Origin of the sequence: Aeromicrobium sp. CnD17-E (assembly GCF_024124745.1) — a bacterium.
Lineage (GTDB): Bacteria > Actinomycetota > Actinomycetes > Propionibacteriales > Nocardioidaceae > Aeromicrobium.
Genome location: NZ_JAMXRU010000007.1, coordinates 32435 through 48496 on the forward strand (window position 1 = coordinate 32435; position 16062 = coordinate 48496).

General features: G+C 69.8%; 15 protein-coding genes and 2 tRNA genes. 4 read left to right on the forward strand and 13 right to left on the reverse strand.

Annotated features, from left to right (window positions below; all coding sequences use genetic code 11):
* Positions 1–83 precede the first annotated feature (83 nt).
* A complete protein-coding gene (locus tag NH339_RS02980) occupies positions 84–1559 on the forward strand; it encodes a M4 family metallopeptidase (RefSeq protein ID WP_253022315.1) in 1476 nt (491 codons plus the stop codon).
* On the opposite strand, the gene NH339_RS02985 is transcribed toward NH339_RS02980, so the two are convergent.
* From NH339_RS02985 to NH339_RS03000, 4 genes are read right to left on the reverse strand one after another with little or no spacing between them, the layout of a single operon-like run.
* On the reverse strand, positions 1546–2202 hold the full coding sequence (locus NH339_RS02985; RefSeq protein ID WP_253022317.1) for an SDR family NAD(P)-dependent oxidoreductase: 657 nt from the start codon (positions 2200–2202) through the stop codon (positions 1546–1548). The genes NH339_RS02980 and NH339_RS02985 overlap by 14 nt on opposite strands.
* Positions 2199–3566, reverse strand: coding sequence for a ThiF family adenylyltransferase (locus NH339_RS02990; RefSeq protein WP_253022319.1), 1368 nt, complete (start codon positions 3564–3566; stop codon positions 2199–2201). The genes NH339_RS02985 and NH339_RS02990 overlap by 4 nt, the downstream gene beginning before the upstream one ends.
* Complete coding sequence (locus tag NH339_RS02995) at positions 3563–3928, reverse strand: hypothetical protein (protein ID WP_253022321.1); 366 nt, start codon at positions 3926–3928, stop codon at positions 3563–3565. Before NH339_RS02995 ends, NH339_RS02990 begins: the two co-directional genes overlap by 4 nt.
* A 2-nt stretch (positions 3929–3930) precedes the next feature.
* The gene (locus NH339_RS03000) at positions 3931–4167 is read right to left on the reverse strand and encodes a hypothetical protein (protein ID WP_253022323.1); all 237 of its coding nucleotides are present in this window, start codon (positions 4165–4167) and stop codon (positions 3931–3933) included.
* 285 nt (positions 4168–4452) lie between these two features.
* On the opposite strand from NH339_RS03000, the gene NH339_RS03005 reads away from it, so the two are divergent.
* Both NH339_RS03005 and NH339_RS03010 read left to right on the forward strand, forming a co-directional pair.
* A complete protein-coding gene (locus NH339_RS03005) occupies positions 4453–4818 on the forward strand; it encodes a helix-turn-helix transcriptional regulator (protein ID WP_253022325.1) in 366 nt (121 codons plus the stop codon).
* Between the two features lie 6 nt (positions 4819–4824).
* Positions 4825–5400 (forward strand): ImmA/IrrE family metallo-endopeptidase, encoded by a 576-nt coding sequence (locus NH339_RS03010; protein ID WP_253022327.1) that lies wholly within the window; start codon positions 4825–4827, stop codon positions 5398–5400.
* Between the two features lie 88 nt (positions 5401–5488).
* Here NH339_RS03010 and NH339_RS03015 read toward each other — a convergent pair whose 3' ends face one another.
* From NH339_RS03015 to gyrB, 6 genes are all read right to left on the reverse strand, one after another.
* Positions 5489–5677 (reverse strand): hypothetical protein, encoded by a 189-nt coding sequence (locus tag NH339_RS03015; RefSeq protein WP_253022329.1) that lies wholly within the window; start codon positions 5675–5677, stop codon positions 5489–5491.
* A 119-nt stretch (positions 5678–5796) separates the two neighbouring features.
* Positions 5797–5869 (reverse strand) — tRNA-Ala (locus NH339_RS03020).
* A gap of 151 nt (positions 5870–6020) precedes the next feature.
* Positions 6021–6098: transfer RNA gene (locus NH339_RS03025), tRNA-Ile, on the reverse strand.
* A gap of 73 nt (positions 6099–6171) precedes the next feature.
* Positions 6172–7008 (reverse strand): DUF3566 domain-containing protein, encoded by an 837-nt coding sequence (locus NH339_RS18765; RefSeq protein ID WP_253022357.1) that lies wholly within the window; start codon positions 7006–7008, stop codon positions 6172–6174.
* A complete protein-coding gene (gene gyrA / locus NH339_RS03035) occupies positions 7005–9623 on the reverse strand; it encodes a DNA gyrase subunit A (RefSeq protein ID WP_253022359.1) in 2619 nt (872 codons plus the stop codon). The genes NH339_RS18765 and gyrA overlap by 4 nt, the downstream gene beginning before the upstream one ends.
* Positions 9624–9678: 55 nt before the next feature.
* Positions 9679–11709, reverse strand: coding sequence for a DNA topoisomerase (ATP-hydrolyzing) subunit B (gene gyrB / locus NH339_RS03040; protein WP_370201035.1), 2031 nt, complete (start codon positions 11707–11709; stop codon positions 9679–9681).
* A 220-nt stretch (positions 11710–11929) separates the two neighbouring features.
* Between gyrB and NH339_RS03045 the strand changes: the two genes are divergently transcribed.
* Entirely contained in the window at positions 11930–12772 is an 843-nt protein-coding gene (locus tag NH339_RS03045; RefSeq protein WP_253022362.1) for a phosphatase PAP2 family protein, read from the forward strand.
* A 699-nt stretch (positions 12773–13471) separates the two neighbouring features.
* Here NH339_RS03045 and NH339_RS03050 read toward each other — a convergent pair.
* The 3 genes from NH339_RS03050 to gnd are packed head-to-tail and all read right to left on the reverse strand — an operon-like array spanning position 13472 to position 16049.
* On the reverse strand, positions 13472–13990 hold the full coding sequence (locus NH339_RS03050) for a DUF721 domain-containing protein (RefSeq protein ID WP_253022364.1): 519 nt from the start codon (positions 13988–13990) through the stop codon (positions 13472–13474).
* Between the two features lies 1 nt (position 13991).
* Positions 13992–15125 (reverse strand): DNA replication/repair protein RecF, encoded by a 1134-nt coding sequence (recF, locus tag NH339_RS03055; protein ID WP_253022366.1) that lies wholly within the window; start codon positions 15123–15125, stop codon positions 13992–13994.
* A gap of 3 nt (positions 15126–15128) precedes the next feature.
* Complete coding sequence (gene gnd / locus NH339_RS03060) at positions 15129–16049, reverse strand: phosphogluconate dehydrogenase (NAD(+)-dependent, decarboxylating) (protein ID WP_253022368.1); 921 nt, start codon at positions 16047–16049, stop codon at positions 15129–15131.
* Positions 16050–16062 lie beyond the last annotated feature (13 nt).

The window sequence follows — 16062 nt, forward strand, 5'->3', positions numbered from 1 at the left end:
ACGTCGACCTCCAAGACGCCGGAGTCCTACAGTTTCTCCAGCGGTGCCGGGACGAGCTCGGCACCCACAGTTCGGGGGAACTCATGACACGAAAGATGATGGGCTGCGTCGCGGCCATCGTGACCGCGACGACAGCCGCCGGCATCGTCGGGCTCGGCACCACGAGCGCGTCGGCACGCGACGGGGCACCGACGGTCGCCGCCGCCGACTCCTACGCCCGGCACCACGGCGCACCGCGCGCGGACCTGCGGCTCGACCGCACCGTCCAGGTGCCCGGCGGAAGCGTCGCGCACTTCCAGCAGTACCTCGCCGGCAAGCCGGTGATCGGTGCCGAGGTCGTCGTCCAGCTCGACGCCCGCGGGAAGATCCACGGCACCACCGGCGCCGTCACGTCGGCGCCGCGCAGCGTCACGGCGGCACCCGCACGGACGGAGGCGAGCGCCGAGCGGACGGCCAAGGCGTCGCTGCGCAAGGCCGGAGCGGCGGAGGTCGACGCGACCGCAGCCGCCGCGACCGACCTCGCCTGGTACGACGCGGGCCTGTTCAAGGGGGCGCCGTCGAGCGGGGCCGTGACGCTCGTGCACGACGTCGAGGTGACGCCGACCGCGGTCGACGCCGTCGGCGGTCGGGTGCTCGTCGACGCGAACGACGGCACGCCGGTCTACACCGAGACCACGCAGCGTGAGGCGACCAACCGTCGGGTGTGCGACGCCCGCAACCAGTACGTCACCAACCTCGACTGCCCGAGCCCGGTGCGGACCGAGGGGTCCGCGGCCAGCAGCGTCTCGGAGGTCAACGTGGCCTACGACCAGCTCGGTGCGACGTCGTCGTTCTACAGCAGCCGGTTCGGGTACGACCTGACGACGCAGATCGGCGGCGGAACACTGCGGGCGACGGTACGCGCCTGCTACCGCGACTCCGGTGGCGACTACGGCTGCCCGATGGAGAACGCGTTCTGGACGGGACGCAGCATGGTCTTCGGCCAGGGCTTCGCCTCCGCCGACGACGTCGTCTCCCACGAGCTGACGCACGGCGTCATCCAGAACACCGCGGACCTGGTGTACTCCTACGAGCCCGGCGCCATCAACGAGTCGATGGCCGACGTGTTCGGCGAGTTCGAGGACCTCGACAACGGCACCGGCACCGACACGTCGTCCGTCCGGTGGCTGCTCGGTGAGGACCTGCCCATCGGCGCGATCCGCGACATGCGCACGCCCGAGCGCGGGAACCAGCCCTCGTCCTACCGCGGCCAGTACTGGCAGAGCGGCTCGAGCGACAACGGCGGTGTCCACACCAACTCGGGCGTCGGCAACAAGGCGGCGTTCCTGATCACCGACGGCGGGACGTTCAACGGCCAGACCATCACGGGTCTCGGTCAGGCCAAGGCCGAGCAGCTGTACTGGCGGACGCTCAACGCGCTGACGAGCTCGGCCAACTACGCCCAGCTGGGCCAGACGCTGAGCTCCTCGTGCTCGGCCCTCGCCTCGAGCGGGACCGCCGGGTTCACGTCGAGCGACTGCCAGCAGGTCGGCAAGGTCGTGACCGCTACGCGGATGTAGCGGGACGGCTGAGGGGATCGCCCGTACCGCCTGCGCGGTGCGGGCGATCCTTTCGTCCACGGTCCTGCCCTGAGGTGTCCACGTACGTGCTGACCGCGAACCTCGGCGCGAGGGCGTCGAACATCTCCTGCTCGGCACGCACCCGCGCCAGGACCTCCGGCGCGGCAGTGGCGCCGTGACCGACGAACTCGCGCCCCGCCGTGACGCCGGCGTACGCCGCGTCGGCGAAGACGTCGACGGGGGCGCCGTGCGGGGCGTCGAGGCCGGACAGGCCCGTGGCCACCGCGGGCGGAGCGAGCTCGGTGACCCGGACGGCGGTCCCGGCGAGCGCGTGGCGCAGGGTGAGCGTGTAGCTGTGCAGGGCCGCCTTCAGCGCGGAGTAGAGCGGCGCGAAGGGCTGGGGGACGAAGGCGCCTCCGGAGGTGACGTTGACGACCTGTGCGGGCGTGCCGCGACGGACCAGGTGCGGGACCAGCAGGTGGTTGAGGTGGACGGGGCCGCTGAGCAGCACGTGCAGCTCCTCCTCCCGCACCGACCACGGGTCGTGGTCGTCCGCGAGGGCGACCCGGCGCTGGATCCCCGCGTTGTTCACCACGACGTCGACGTCGGGCAGGACGTCGAGCACGTGGTCGTTCCTGGTCACCCGACGAGGCTGACGCGCCGATCTCCGGCCAACAGGCGACCCTCCATGCTGCAGGCGCTACCGGTCGTGTACTCGAGCGTACGACGAGTCTGCAGGCTAAAGATGTGCTGAATCGGTGGGCCGACCTCCCAACGCCTGGCGGCAGTCAGCACGACGAACTGCTCAAGAAGTCCGGCGATGACCGTCGCGCTGAACGCGGCAACGTTCGGAGCGCCGTCTTGGCTCTGGCGTCCGGCCTGCTCCAGGTACCCAGGGTTGTCCAGGAGGCCCTGCCGTTCGAGGGTCACCTCCGACATGTTGATCTGTCGGGAGCAAGCGAGGCAGGGATTTCCGGGCACAACCGTCTGGAATCGTGCGCTGGCACGCAGGATTCCACCCTGTGGATGGGGAGCGAGGTCGAGGCCGCCGTCGATGACCGGGATGAGATCGGCATACGCGATGGAACTGAGCACGGCACGGGGCCAGGGCCTGTCGACACAAGAAAAGATGACGTCGTAGTCGAGGGCAGCCGCTACCCCCTGCTGTGTGCACAGGCTGAAGGCGTGCTGTTCGACCGTGAACTCGTCGGCCGTGGCGGCACGTCGGGCGAGGCGGGCGGCGACAGCGACCTTCCTGCGACGCAGTCGAGCGTCCCATCGGGTCGCGCCAACGAGCCGGTCAAGGTTGCGGCGCTCCACGACGTCGGCGTCCATGACCCCGACATGCTGAACGCCGGATGCCGCGAGGCGCAGCGCGACGTCGAGCCCGACACTGCCGACTCCAACGACGAGGACCTTGAGACGAGCCATGTCAGCCTGCGCAGCTTCGCCCCAGGCCGAGACAGTGCGAGCCTGTGCGGCTTGCGCGGCGGGCTTCGGGACGAGCGCGTCGTTCCACGACACCTCGAGGCGGCCGCCCACCACCCGCACCGACTCGCTCCACGTCGGCTCGGTCGTGTCCCACGACCGTGCCGACCAAGCTCCGTCGCCACCAGCCAGCGTGAGCCCGATGAGCGGAAGGCCTGTCACCTCGCGGACCAAGGTGGCGTAGGAGCGCTCAGCGTCGTGGTCGTACCGACTGAGTTGCTGCCAACCGCGTCCTCGCGGGTGGCTGTGCAGGATGGCTAGGCCGCGCCCTGCCGCTGCTGCGGCCGTAGCCTCACGGAGGACGTACTCGCCGCGGATTGTTGCGTTGCCGTGGACGATCCGGTCCTCGCGTCCTGGCAAGAGGACATCATCGATCAAGTGTGTGACGCGCCGCGCCCCGGTCGACACAGAGTAGGTGGCAAGACAGATGTCCTCGTCGCCATCTGGCCGCAACAGGTGGCTCCGGAGAGCCGTGTTGAGTTCAGCGGTCATCGCGACTGACAGCGACGCCCCGGTCACAGCGCCTCCCCAAGGACGCCGCGCACGTGAGCCAGCCAGACGTGGATGGCGGGACGGTCGGTGTCCCACTGGCCGGTGTCCCGCGAGTGACGCCTCCAGCCGGGCGGGCAATACTGCCCATCTGCGTTCGTCGCGGCGAACTCGACGTCGTCCTTGAGGTGCACCCAGTGCGGCGGCGCGGCCGGCCACCCTGCGAGCTCCGCGACCGTGACGCCAGTACGAACCGTCTGGCCGGCGAAGGCGCCGGCGACTGGGACGAGGTCGTAGTAGACGACGTCCCCGTCTCGCTCGGGGCGTAGACCCTCTCGGTGGAGGTCGGCGACGAAGCCGTCCGCGCCGTCCGTCACGGTCGTGGTGGACATGGTCAGGCGACCGGGGCGCTGTGTCGGACGGTGACGAATCGGTCCCCGTCGTCGATGTCGACGACCTTGCGATCCTTGTACGTCTTGGTCTCGCCGTTGCGCTTGACCTTCGCGAGGTCGTACTCGTCCGGGTTGAGACCAGCGAGACGGAGAAGCTGAGCGGCCTCCTGGTCGTCGTCGCGCGTCTCGTACTGAGTGCCGTCGATGGTGAAGTGGATCTTCTTCCGCTTCTCGTTCATGGAAGTTCCTCCTGTGAGTTGTCCTACGGGCTATTGCAAGGTCGGTACCGCTGGTCTACCTTGCAAAGGTGACGCTACCCGGGTTTGTTCGACATTTGCAACCTATTCGACTCTTGCAAATGTTCGCGACGCCTTCTCGCACCGCGAGTAGCGACCGGCCGACACGAGGCCGATGAGCCGAAAGCGCTGCAACTGCAGCACCGAGACGCGTGACGCGTCGCCGCCAGTTCCGTCTCGGGACTTTGGTCACAACTTCCCAAACTTCGCTCAACGCCAGGAACGTGAATGTCCGAACGCGCAACCTTCGACCACGACAGCTTCTTCTCCGCCATTGACAAGACCCGAGCCAGCGAATCCAAGACATGGCGACAAGTTGCACTCGAAGCCGGGGTCAGTCAGTCCACTCTGACCCGACTTGCCCAAGGAAAAAGGCCCGATGTGGACAGCCTCGCCGCCCTCGTGTCATGGGCGAGGCTCAACGCCAACGACTTCGTACTAGCTCCCGACGACCCGGACGCCGAGACACCAACCGTGGCACGCATCGCCACGTTCCTTCGCGCAGATAAGAGCCTCAGCCCCGAAGCAGCCCGCGCGCTCGAGACGGTAATCGAGGCGACATACGCCGCCGTGGGCGGCGGGAAGAAGCTCTAAGTCGCGGTGGCCTCCTACAAGCTCCCGGGTGCCTTCACGAAGATGGCCGAGGAACTCGCCCTCGAGATCCGCGATGAACTTGGCCTTCGGCCCTCCGACCGCCTTCGTCCGCTCGAACTCCTCGAGCACCTCGATCTGCCCGCCATGCCAACTTCCGCACTGATCGCTCTCGCGCACCCAGGGATCGCGGACGCGGTCGAGTTGCTCGCGAAGAACGGGAGTTTCTCGGCTCTCACTGTGTTCCGGGGCACCGAGCGTCTCGTCGTCTTCAATGACACGGCGACGGCAGGCCGGCAGGCCGCCGACATCACGCATGAAGCAGCCCACGGACTGCTCCTCCACGAGCCGACAACCGCGATCGACGAGTTGGGCTGCCGCGCGTGGGATGACCGCGTCGAGGCGGAGGCAACCCACCTCGGCGCGTGCCTACTCATTCCGGCTCGCGGCGTCCGCTACTGGGCAAAGGTCGGCAAGGGAATCGACGAGATCGCGCAGCACTTCGGCACGAGCATCGAACTCGCGCGGTGGCGGTACAACATTAACGGCGGCCGGCGCATCGCCGCCAGCAGTTCTCGGCGTTAGTCCGAGGTTGAGGCAGGCGCTGTCCACTGACGAACAGCGACGACGCCTCGCACCGGCTCTGCAGATTGGGTAGCCGGCGGGACGACTCTCAGGCGCCGGTCGACTCGATCAACTCGGTGACGCGAGCTCTCGCAACTTCCTCACCTAGCCACTGGATGACCCTCACGACAGAATCGACGTCGAGAAGGACCGCGGCGACAAACGCGACGCCCACGACGTCGCGGGCGCGGCGAGGCGCGGCACGGAGCAACGGCGGCACCCACTCGACCCACGACATGTCGCCATTCTGAACGCGAGCACCGACACCTAACTCACAGACGCGCGCATCCAGGTTCTGGCGGACCGTGCGCACCTTGGGCGAGGGGTAAGACCCGCCGACGGCATCGAGGCCTTCGGTGGAGCTGAGGGGACTCGAACCCCTAACCCCCTGCTTGCAAAGCAGGTGCGCTACCAATTGCGCCACAGCCCCTCGCGGGATCAGACCGAGTCGGTGGCCTGCTCCCAGGTGGTGCGGGTGGCGGCGGTCCCGTCGTCGCGACGAGCCACGGCCCACAGCACCCCGAGCGCGGCGAGGACGACCGCGAGAAGCTTCTTCATCGCCGTCCTCCTCGGGCGTCCGGTGGTGGGCCTAGCTGGACTTGAACCAGCGACCTCTTCCTTATCAGGGAAGCGCTCTAACCGAGCTGAGCTATAGGCCCGCAACAGCGATGAACTCTACCCCACGCCCGGGCGACCGGGCGAACCGGGGGCAGCACCGCCGGAGTTCGCGGATCAGTGATCCGTGAACGTCACCTCGATGCCGCCCAGCAGCTGGGCGGCGAGGTTGTACAGGTGGGCGGCGATCGTGGCGATCGCCGTCATCAGCACGACGTTGACCGCGCTGAAGATCAGCGTGAGGCCGACGAGGCGACCCAGGCCGAGGTAGTCGGTGAGGTCGAAGCTGCCGGCGCTGTCGGACAGCACGTTGGAGACCGTGCCGTTCAGCTGGTCCCAGATGCCGGTGAGGTCGAGGACCACCCAGAAGATGGTGACCGCGACGACCGAGACGATCATGAGGGCGACCGAGACGACGAACGCCAGACGGGTGACCGACCACGGCTCGACGTGCGTCAGCCGCAGCCGGGCCTGACGACCCGACGCCGACGCCGCTGCCGGCGAGGCGGAGGCCTTCGGCTCGTCCTTGACGGCAGGGATGACCGCCGTGCTGTCGGGCGACTGCGACGTGGTGCCGGCGTAGTCGGCAGCGGTGGGGGTCTTCTCCCGGGCCGCCGCACCCTTCTTGGCGGGGGCCGACTTCTTGGCAGGGTCGGGCCGGCCGACCGGGCTCGGCGTCGCCTTCTTCGCCGTGCTGGGACCGTCGGTGGACGGCTTGGACGCCGCAGGCTTCGCGGGCGAGGCGCTCCCCGACGTCGAGCCGCTCGGGCGACCACGGCCGGAGGCCGGGCGGGCGGGACCGGCGGGACGGCGGTTCGCGCCGCCCTGCGTCGCGTCCTTGCTGCCACCGACGGGCTTGCCGTCACGGTCGAGGCGCGGGATCTGCTGCGTCCGCGCGGCGTCACCGGCGCCCGAGCTGGGTGCCCGGTCCTGAGGCTTCTGCTGGTCGCTCACTCGTCGTGCCCCTCGTCAGTCGTGTCAGTGACCTCGGTGCCCGTCTCGTCGGGCGTCACCGGGTCCACCGTACCGGCCGGGGCGTCGTCGGCCTCGCTGTCCGGCTCCGCCGCGCCGCTCAGGTCGGTGTTCCGTGCGATGGTCACCACCCGGTCGTCGCCCTTGAACTTCACGAAGGTGACGCCCATCGTGCCGCGACCCTTGGCCGGCACGCCCGCCACCTGGCTGCGCGTGACCTGGCCCCCGGCGGTGACGGAGATGACGTCGTCGGAGTCCTTCAGCACCAGTCCGCCGACCAGCTCGCCGCGGGCCTCGGTGATCTGCATGGCCTTGATGCCCAGGCCGCCGCGGCCCTGCAGGCGGTACTCGTCGATCGAGGTCTTCTTGGCGTAGCCGCCGTCGGTGACGGTGAAGACGTAGAGCCGGTCCTCCTCGGGCACGTCCTCGACGGCGACGTCGGCGTGCTCGTGCCGGATGACCGTCATGGAGAGGAGCGCGTCGTCCTCGCGGAACTTCATGCCCGTGACGCCGGACGTCGCGCGACCCATGGGCCGCAGCTGGTCGTCGTCGGCACGGAACCGGATGGCCTGCGCCTTCTTGCTGATGAGCAGCAGGTCGTCGTCGGGTCCGGCGATGTCGGCGCCGATGAGGGCGTCGTCCTCGTCGCGGAAGTTGATCGCGATGACGCCGGCCTGGCGCGGGCTGTTGTAGTCGGCCAGCCGGGTCTTCTTGACCAGGCCCTTGCGGGTGGCGAGCACCAGGTAGGGCGCCTGGTCGTAGTCGCGGATGGCGAGGACCTGCGCGATCTCCTCGTCGGGCTGGAAGCTCAGCAGCCCGGCCACGTGACCGCCCTTGGCGTCGCGGCCGGCCTCGGGCAGCTGGTAGGCCTTCGTGCGGTACACGCGGCCGGCCGTCGTGAAGAACAGGATCCAGTGGTGGGCCGTGGTGGGGAACAGGTGCTCGACGAAGTCGCCGTCGCGCAGCTGCGCGCCGCGCACGCCCTTCCCGCCGCGACCCTGCACCCGGTACTGGTCGGTGCGGGTGCGCTTGGCGTAGCCGCCGCGGGTGATGGTGACCACGACGTCCTCGTCGGGGATGAGGTCCTCCATCGACAGGTCGCCGTCACCCGGGACGATCGGCGTGCGGCGGTCGTCGCCGTACTTGTCGACGATCTCCGCCAGCTCCTCGCTGACGATGGCCCGCTGACGCTCCTCGCTGGCGAGGATGGCCTTGAAGTCGGCGATCTTGGCCTCGAGGTCGGCGAGGTTGTCGATGATCTTCTGCCGCTCGAGGGCCGCGAGGCGACGCAGCTGCATGTCGAGGATCGCGCGCGCCTGCAGCTCGTCGATCTCGAGCAGCGCGATCAGGCCGTCGCGCGCCTCCTCGACGGTGGGGCTGCGGCGGATGAGCGCGATGACCTCGTCGAGCGCGTCGAGCGCCTTCACGAGACCACGCAGGATGTGGGCCTCGGCCTCGGCCTTCTTGAGGCGGTAGGCGGTGCGCCGCTGGATGACCTCAATCTGGTGGGCGATCCAGTGCGTCACGAACCCGTCGAGCGTGAGCGTGCGCGGCACGTCGTCGACGAGCGCCAGCATGTTGGCGCTGAAGTTCGACTGCAGGTCGGTGTGCTTGTAGAGGTTGTTGAGCACGACGCGAGCCACGGCGTCGCGGCGCAGCTCGATGACGATGCGCATGCCGGCACGGTCGGACGACTCGTTGCGCAGGTCGGAGATGCCCTGGACGCGGCCGGCGTTGACCAGGTCGGCGATCTTGCGCATGAGCGCGTCGGGGTTGACCTGGTAGGGCAGCTCGGTGACGACGAGCTGGATGCGACCCTTCGTGTCCTCCTCGATGTTGACCACGGCACGCATCTGCACCGAGCCGCGGCCGGTGCGGTACATGTCCTCGATGCCGCGCGTGCCCACGATGAGGCCGTGCGTCGGGAAGTCGGGGCCCTTGACGCGCTCGATGAGCGCCTCGAGCAGCTCGGCCTTGCCGGCGTCGGGGTGGGCGAGCGCCCACTGGACGCCGTCGGCCACCTCGCGCAGGTTGTGCGGCGGGATGTTCGTGGCCATGCCGACCGCGATGCCGGCCGAGCCGTTGACGAGCAGGTTGGGGATGCGCGCGGGCAGCACCGTCGGCTCGGAGGAGCGGCCGTCGTAGTTGGGCTTGAAGTCGACGGTGTCCTCGTCGATGTCGCGCACCATCTCCATGGCGATGGGCGCGAGCTTGCACTCCGTGTACCGCATGGCGGCCGCCGGGTCGTCGCCGACGGAGCCGAAGTTGCCCTGGCTGGCGATCATCGGCGCCCGCATGACCCACGGCTGGGCGAGCCGGACGAGGGTGTCGTAGATCGCCGTGTCGCCGTGCGGGTGGTACTGACCCATCACGTCACCGACGATGCGGCTGCACTTGGAGAAGCCGCGGTCGGGACGGTACCCGCCGTCGAACATCGCGTAGAGCACGCGCCGGTGCACCGGCTTGAGCCCGTCGCGGACGTCGGGCAGGGCCCGCGACACGATGACGCTCATCGCGTAGTCGATGTAGGACCGCTGCATCTCGTCCTGCAGCTCGACAGGCTCGATGCGGTCGCGCTCGATGGGGGTGTCGGTCATGTGTCGGTTCTCGTTTCAGGAAGGCGTCGCGGGAGCGGGTGGGCGGCCGGACGGCCTAGATGTCGAGGAAGCGGACGTCTTTGGCGTTGCGCTGGATGAAGCTTCGACGCTGCTCGACGTCCTCGCCCATGAGGATCGTGAAGATCTCGTCGGCCATGGCGGCGTCGGCGAGGGTGACCTGACGCAGCACGCGGGCGTCGGGGTCCATGGTGGTCTCCCACAGCTCGCCGGCGTTCATCTCGCCCAGACCCTTGAACCGCTGCACCGGCGCCTCCTTGGGGAGGCGGTAGCCGGCCTCCTCGCCGGCCGCGAGCAGCGCGTCGCGCTCACGGTCGGAGTAGGCGAGCTCGTGGGCGTGGTTGGTCCACTTGATCTTGTACAGCGGCGGCTGCGCGAGGTAGACGTGACCGTTGTCGATCAGCGGCTTCATGAAGCGGAACAGCAGCGTGAGCAGCAGCGTGGAGATGTGCTGGCCGTCGACGTCGGCGTCGGCCATGAGCACGATCTTGTGGTACCGCAGCTTGGCGATGTCGAAGTCGTCGTGCACGCCCGTGCCGAGCGCGCTGATGATCGCCTGGACCTCGGCGTTCTGCAGGATCTTGTCGATCCGCGCCTTCTCGACGTTGAGGATCTTGCCGCGCAGCGGGAGGATCGCCTGCGTGCCCGGGTCGCGGCCGTTCTTGGCCGAGCCGCCGGCGGAGTTGCCCTCGACGACGAACAGCTCGCACTTCTCGGGGTCACGGCTGGAGCAGTCGGCCAGCTTGCCGGGGAGACCGCCACCGCCCAGGAAGCCCTTGCGGTTGCGGGCGAGGTCGCGGGCCTTGCGCGCGGCGAGCCGGGCGGAGGCGGCGTCGATGGCCTTGCGGATGACGATCTTGCCCTCGGCCGGGTTGCGCTCGAGCCAGGCGGCGAGCTCGTCGTTGACGACCTTCTGCACGAAGCTGCGCGCCTCGGAGTTACCGAGCTTCGTCTTCGTCTGGCCCTCGAACTGCGGCTCGGCGAGCTTGATGGAGATGATCGCGGTGAGGCCCTCGCGGATGTCCTCGCCCGACAGCTCCTCCTTGCCCTTGAGCAGGTTGTTGGTGTCGGCGAACCGCTTGACGGTCGTGGTGAGCGCGGTGCGGAAGCCCTCCTCGTGGGTGCCGCCCTCGTGGGTGTTGATCGTGTTCGCGAACGTGTGCACCGACTCGCTGAAGGAGTCGTTCCACTGCATCGCCAGCTCGAGGGAGAGGCCGTTCTCCTCGTCGTCGCGCTCGATGGAGATGACGTCGCCGTGGATGGGCGAGCGGGTGCCGACGTTGATGTGGTGCACGTAGTCGACGAGTCCGCCGTCGTAGCGGAAGCGCACCTCGCGCTCGAGGTCGTCGGCACCGTCCTCGTCGTCGCTGCCGAGGTCGCGCTCGTCGCGCAGGTGGATCTCCAGGCCCTTGTTGAGGAACGCCATCTCGCGGAAGCGGCTCTTGAGGGTGTCGAAGGAGTAGTCGGTCGTCTCGAAGATGTCGGCGTTGGCGTAGAACGTCTGGGTCGTGCCGGTCTCGTCGGTCGCCTCGCCCTGCTCGAGCTCGCCGGTGGGCACGCCGTTGTCGAACGTCTGGCGCCAGACGAAGCCGTCGCGCTTGATGACCGTGTGCATCGTGGTGCTGAGCGCGTTGACCACGGAGATGCCGACACCGTGCAGACCGCCGGAGACCTTGTAGCCACCGCCACCGAACTTGCCGCCCGCGTGCAGCGACGTCATGACGAGGGTGACGGCCGGGATCTTCTCGGTCGGGTGCATGTCGACGGGGATGCCGCGACCGTCGTCGACCACGCGCACGCCGCCGTCGTCCTGCAGCACGACCTCGATGTGGGTGGCGTGGCCCGCGAGCGCCTCGTCGACGGAGTTGTCGACGACCTCGTAGACGAGGTGGTGCAGACCGCGCTCGCCCGTGGAGCCGATGTACATGCCGGGACGCTTGCGGACGGCCTCGAGACCCTCGAGCACCTGGATGTTGCTCGCGTCGTACGAGCCCTCGACCTGGGAGCGGGAGACCAGCTCCTCCGCGATGGGCTCGGGCGTGGTCTCGTCGTCAGGAGAGGTGGTCACTGTTCCAGTATACGGGCGATTGTGTGGCTCCCAGCGCACCTGCCCTCGTGTCACCGCGGGCTCGGCAGGTCCAGAGTGGTGCTGAGCGGGCTCGCAGCCCCTCCAGGAGCGCCGCGCGGGGTGGGGACCCATGCCCCGATCGCCCCCGAGGGGAGTTCGGGCGTCTGAGGCCCGTTCGCGCGCCTCGACGCAGTTGACCCCGTCCGTCATCGTAGGAGGCATGACCCTCGTGGACCCCGACGTCGCTCCCGCGCCGGCCCGATCGACCCGCCGGACGGGCTCGAGCGTGCGCGGCACCGCCGCCGTCGTGGCCCTCGGCGCGACGCTCGCGTGCACGGTGCTGGCGTGGTTCGTGCTGCGCACGCCGCTCGGGCAGCGCCTCGACGAGCGCGCGATGAACACCGTGGTCGCCGGTCGCGACACCCAGCTGCAGGTGCTCAGCGTGCTCGGCTACGTCTCCATCGGCGCGATCGTCGTCGTGGCGCTCGCCTGCGTCGTCGTCGCGCTCGTCCGCGGTCGCGCCGCCCTCGCCCTCGGTGCCCTGACCGTGATCGCGGGTGCCAACGTGACCACCCAGGTCCTCAAGCACGCCCTGCTGACGCGGGCCGACGTCGTCGACGGGGTCGTCGCCCCGGTCAACAGCTTCCCGAGTGGCCACACCACCGTCGTCGCCGCCGGGGTCGGGGCACTGTGCCTCGTGTCGCCGCGCTGGATGCGGCCCCTCGTCGTGCCGTTCGGCGCGTTCGCCGTGACCCTCACCGGCGCATCCACGGTGGTGGCCGGGTGGCACCGACCCTCGGACGTCGTCGGCGCCGTGCTCGTGACGACGGCCTGGACCGCCGTCGTGTCGTGGGTCCTGGGTCGCGAGCACGTGGCCGTCCGCGGCACGTGGCTGCTCGCCCTCGTCGGCGCCGTCGCCGCGATCGGCGCCCTCGTCGCCATCGGCGTGCGCCCCTCCTACGGCTGGGACGGCTTCACCGACGCCGCCCTCGTCCTCGGCGCCGTCGGCGTCACCCTCGGCCTCGCCGTCGCTGCGGGGAATCGGGCGACGCCGACGTCTTAGGACGGGTCGGGTCGCATTCTCGCCGGTGGGGTGGTGCGCGGCCTGCGGTCGTCGTGACCGCGCTGGTGCGATGCCTGCGGGGGTCTCGTCCTGCTGGTGCGCGGCCGCAGGGGGCTTGTGCCTGCTGGTGCGCTGCCTCGGCCTGCGCTGGGGGCGGTCTCCGAAAGGGCCTCGACCGGCAGCGGGCCTGGGGGTGGCTCCGGGTCTCGGGGTCTGGCCCGCGCTCGCCCTTGGACGCATGATTCTTCGTTGGTGCGTTCTGGAGCCACGGTTCTTCGTTGGTGCGTCCTATCGGTGGATCTGCAACCGCAGGAGCGCTCCTCCGGTTGCAGATCCACCGATGGCGAGCGCGGGGCGGCAGGGATTCTCCCTTCGCGTGGAACGGTCCACGAGAAGGGAGAATCTCGCGTCACCCCAACGCAAAGGGCACCCACGATTTCTCATTCGAGCGTTCAAGGCCGAACGCTTCTGCGTTCACGACGGGATCCCGTCGCCAACGCAGAAGCCTTGGCCCTCCCGCACACGAACGCAGCATCGTGCGTCCCCAGCACCCACCCGCAGCCCGAGACCCCGGACCAGCGCGCCCGCCAGCCACCCGGTCGAGGCCCCTTTCGGAGACCACACCCAGCGCGAGCCGAGGCAGCGCAGCAGCGGGACGAGACCCCCTGCGGCAGCGCACCAGTAGCCCAGGCCCAGCGATCAGCCGTACGTGTCCCGCGGACCGCGACCCTTGACCGACCGGGGGCCGCGCTTCCAGGAGGGGGCCTGGGGGCCGCGGACCTCGATGCGGAGGACGGCGCCGTCGCCGAGCTCCTCGTTGAGGCGGGCGACGAGGCGGGGGGCGAGCAGGCGCAGCTGGGTGGCCCACGCCGTGGAGTCGGTGGTCACGTGCAGGACCGCGTCCTCGTAGCCGTCGACGGTCGAGTGGCGGGCGACCTCGGGGCCGACGATGGAGGCCCAGTCGGTGAAGACGCGCTGTGCCGACAGCCGGTCGTCCCAGCCCTGCTGGCGGACGAGTGCGCCGAGGGCGTCGGCGACCGTCGTCGGGTCCTCCCGACTCTTGCGGCGGCGAGGGGTGGAGCCGTCGGTGCGTCGACGACGGGGACGCAACGGAGCGCCCGTCCCGCGGTAGCTGTCGGCGATCTCGCGGGCCAGGCCGAGCGGGTCGTCGGAGTCGGGCGGCTCGGTCCCGTCGTCGTCGGGTGGGGTGCCGGACACCTCAGGCCTCCGTGACCTTGCCGGCGTGCACGTCGAAACGGTGCCCGGCGAGAGCCGTGGGCACGTCGTCCGCGACGGCCGCCGTGACGAGCACCTGCTCCGCATCGCCCACGAGCTCGGCGAGCTGCTCGCGACGACCCTCGTCGAGCTCGGCGAAGACGTCGTCGAGGATCAGCACGGGGTCGTCGCCGTCGTCGTCGCGCAGGAGGGTGAACGACGCGAGACGCAGCGCGAGTGCCAGCGACCACGACTCACCGTGGCTGGCGTACCCCTTCGCGGGGAGCTCGCCGATGGCCAGCTCCACCTCGTCGCGGTGCGGTCCGACGAGCGTGACCGCCCGGTCGAGCTCGTCACGTCGACGCTCCTCGATGCCGGCGAGCAGCGCCTCGCGGACGCCCGCCGGACTCTCGTCGTCAGCGACGACGGACCCCCGGTAGCTGGCCGTGACGTCACGACGCTCGGGAGCGGCGCGCGTGGCGACCGTGCGGTAGGACTCGACGAGGAACGGGGCGAGGTCGTGCAGCAGGGCGATGCGGGCGGCGACGATCTCCCCGCCCAGCGACGCCAGCTTGTCGTCCCAGATGTCGAGAGTCGACAAATCTACTTGTCGGTTTGTATATCTGGTGGAGCGCGCCGACTTCAGCAGCGTGTTGCGCTGGCGCAGCACGCGCTCGTAGTCGGCCTTGACGCCCGCGAGGCGCGGCGTGCGCAGCACGAGCAGGCCGTCGAGGAAGCGCCGACGGTCCGACGGGTCACCCTTCACGAGGGCCAGGTCCTCGGGCGAGAAGGTCACCGTGCGCAGGACGCCGACCAGGTCGCGCGTGCGCGGCAGCGCCGCTCGGTTCACCCGCGCCCGGTTGGCCCGACCGGGCGTGATCTCGAGCTCGAGCAGCGCCGTGCGGTCACCACGCACGACCTCGGCCCGCACGACCGCTCGCTCCGCACCCGCCCGCACGAGGGGGGTGTCGGACGAGACGCGGTGCGAGTCGAGCCGGGACAGGTAGTCGATCGCCTCGACCAGGTTCGTCTTGCCCTGGCCGTTCGCCCCGACGAACGCGGTCGGCCCGGGCTCCAGCGCGATCTCGACCTCGGGGTAGGACCGGAAGTCGTGCAGCGAGAGGCGGGCGACGCGCATGCGTCAGGAGTGGTCGGCGTCGAGGTCGGCCGGCGCGTGCCCGGTCTCCTCGGCCGCCTGCACGGCGTGGCCGCCGAACTGCTGACGCATCGCGGCGACCGCCTGCATGGCGGGCGACTCGTCCTGGCGCGAGACGAACCGCGCGAACAGCGACGCGGCGATCGTCGGCGCCGGGACGGCGTGGTCGATCGCGGCCTCGACCGTCCAGCGACCCTCGCCCGAGTCCTCGGCGTACCCGCGGATCTTCGACAGGCCCGGGTCGTCCTGGAGCGCCTTGACGAGCAGGTCGAGCAGCCACGAGCGGACGACGGTGCCGACCCGCCAGGAGTCGAAGACGTCGGTGACGTTCTCGACGAGCTCGGCCTTCTCGAGCAGCTCGAAGCCCTCGGCGTAGGCCTGCATCATCGCGTACTCGATACCGTTGTGGACCATCTTGGAGAAGTGGCCCGCGCCCACGCGACCGGCGTGCACGAACCCGGACTCGCCCTCGGGCTTGAGGACGTCGAAGACCGGCTGGACCTTCGCGATGTCGTGGGCGTCGCCGCCGGCCATCAGCGCGTAGCCGTTCTCCAGGCCCCAGACACCGCCGCTCACGCCGCAGTCGACGAAGCCGATGCCCTTGTCGGCGGCCAGCGCCGCGTGCTTCTCGTCGTCGGTCCAGCGGGAGTTGCCGCCGTCGACGATCACGTCGCCCTCGCCGAGCAGCTCGAGGAGCTCCTCGACCGTGGCACGGGTGATGTCGCCCGCGGGCACCATCACCCACACGACCTTGGGCGAGGGCAGCTCCTCGACCAGGGCCTGCAGCGAGTCGACGTCGCTGACGTCGGGGTTGCGGTCGTAGCCGGTGACGGTGATGCCGCCGTTGCGCAGACGGGTGCGCATGTTGCCGCCCATCTTGCCGAGTCCGACGAGTCCGAGGTGCATGGAGGTCCCTCCA

Bases quoted from the DNA above. Each gene is read 5' to 3' on its own strand.
- NH339_RS02980 (WP_253022315.1), top strand. From the start codon at position 84: ATGACACGAAAGATGATGGGCTGCGTCGCGGCCATCGTGACCGCGACG.
- NH339_RS02995 (WP_253022321.1), bottom strand. From the start codon at position 3,928: ATGTCCACCACGACCGTGACGGACGGCGCGGACGGCTTCGTCGCCGAC.
- NH339_RS03000 (WP_253022323.1), bottom strand. From the start codon at position 4,167: ATGAACGAGAAGCGGAAGAAGATCCACTTCACCATCGACGGCACTCAG.
- NH339_RS03005 (WP_253022325.1), top strand. From the start codon at position 4,453: ATGTCCGAACGCGCAACCTTCGACCACGACAGCTTCTTCTCCGCCATT.
- NH339_RS03015 (WP_253022329.1), bottom strand. From the start codon at position 5,677: ATGTCGTGGGTCGAGTGGGTGCCGCCGTTGCTCCGTGCCGCGCCTCGC.
- gyrA (WP_253022359.1), bottom strand. From the start codon at position 9,623: ATGACCGACACCCCCATCGAGCGCGACCGCATCGAGCCTGTCGAGCTG.
- NH339_RS03045 (WP_253022362.1), top strand. From the start codon at position 11,930: ATGACCCTCGTGGACCCCGACGTCGCTCCCGCGCCGGCCCGATCGACC.
- recF (WP_253022366.1), bottom strand. From the start codon at position 15,125: ATGCGCGTCGCCCGCCTCTCGCTGCACGACTTCCGGTCCTACCCCGAG.
- gnd (WP_253022368.1), bottom strand. From the start codon at position 16,049: ATGCACCTCGGACTCGTCGGACTCGGCAAGATGGGCGGCAACATGCGC.